The sequence below is a fragment of the Microcystis sp. LE19-8.1F genome (genome assembly GCF_027531715.1).
GTDB lineage: Bacteria > Cyanobacteriota > Cyanobacteriia > Cyanobacteriales > Microcystaceae > Microcystis > Microcystis wesenbergii_A.
This window is the reverse complement of the sequence record NZ_JAPZSO010000156.1, coordinates 1-1,653: the sequence shown is the minus strand read 5'-3', so window position 1 is coordinate 1,653 and position 1,653 is coordinate 1. Positions and strand designations below refer to the sequence as shown.

The 1,653-nt window shown below is 39.2% G+C and carries 1 protein-coding gene; it reads right to left on the bottom strand.

Annotated features, from left to right (window positions below):
* Positions 1-1,653 (bottom strand): DNA methyltransferase (locus O9334_RS15260; RefSeq protein ID WP_288000929.1); only part of this gene is annotated, 1,653 nt, incomplete at both ends.

The following is a 1,653-nucleotide window of genomic DNA, read 5'->3' as shown; positions in this document are numbered from 1 at the left end:
TGAGAAACTTGATGATTATCTAAATAATAACTTACTGGTTCAACTTTACTCCAATTGACAATACTAACATGAACATTAGCCTCACCAGACCAAGGCTGAGTAGAAATCGCCTCATGAATGTGTCCACCATTGTGAGTAATATAATCCAACGCCGCTACACGACTTTTCCCTTGACTAATAGAATTAGTTCCGACTAAACCCGCTCTTCCTTTCTCATCTAATTGATTATGTGCTAGACGAAACCAATAGGAACAAAAATCAACCGAGTCTTTAACCTCAGAAAACCTTGCAAACACTTTATTAACATAATCATCACTGAGATTTAATCTCATGTGTTTACCTCCCAAAAATGGAGGATTACCGATAATTGCGTCTGCTTTTTGCCAATCCGTAAACAAAGCATCAGCACAGATAATATTACTATCCAAAGTATCCAAAGGTAAAGAAGCTTCCGTCAAATTAAACCTATCAATCGCCACCTTTCTGGCAATCATTAAAGTCACCCGCGCTAATTCTACAGCAAAAGGATTAATATCCATTCCATAAAACTGTTTAGGCGTAACAAAACTAATCTGTAATTGGTCACTAGCAGAACGACGACGGTTAGCAATCTTTTCAATTAATAACTGTTCAATGCGCTTTAATTCTTGATAGGCGACATAGAGAAAATTACCCGAACCGCAAGCCGGATCTAATACCTTATACTGCTGTAATTCTAACTGAAGTGTATTTAACTCACCAATCGTCCCAGCTTGCTCAATTCTCTCCTCCCAGTAACGGCTAATAGTTGGGCGAACAATTTTCATAATATCCGCTTCTGAGGTAAAGTGCATTCCGTAGGTGTGGCGTTCTTCAGCATTAGCCGTCCCCTCAAAAATATTACCAAAAATTGCCGGACGGATCTTACTCCAATCCTGACGCGCCGCCACATCCAGAAACTCTAATTCTTTATTAGTTAATTCAATTGGATGAATTATACTAAACAGTCCCCCATTAAAATAATCCACTCCCTGATACTTGCCAACGGGGGTAATTCCGGGTTGGTTCATCTGTTGAAATAATCCCCCCAAGACATCATAAGAATTGCCCCCATTTAGACACTCTTGTACACAAGAAATAAATAAATCTCTCGGTAATAATCCTCGATCCTCAGCAAACATTGCTAATACACACTGCAAAATAAATCGCTGGGCCGTCAACTCATCAAAACCGCTTTTATGACTGCGTTTTTTTAACAGTTGAAATAACTCACCCATCCGCCGCGCTGCCGTTTCTGTAATCTCGACTTGATTATTCTGAAAAATAGGGGTACGATTCCCTACTTCCATAAAATTGAAGGCACTGACCCGATTTTTCAAATCGTTGAGATTTACTCGATCTACCGGTTCATCTATTTGAAGATCAAAATCAAAAATCCAGAACTGATCAAAATTACATAATAAGACATAGCGAGGGCGATTAGGAACCAATCGACTCCAGTATTCAAAAGCTTGGGGATAGTGCTTACTTAAATCTTCTCCTCGCTTTTTCATTTCAATTAAAACACGAGGTTTCCAAACTAAATCAGCAAATCCGGTTTTACCTTTCTTGCTACCTTTAGTAATCGCCTCCTCATAGGTTGCACCCGCTTCTAACGCACCTTTATGACCAAAA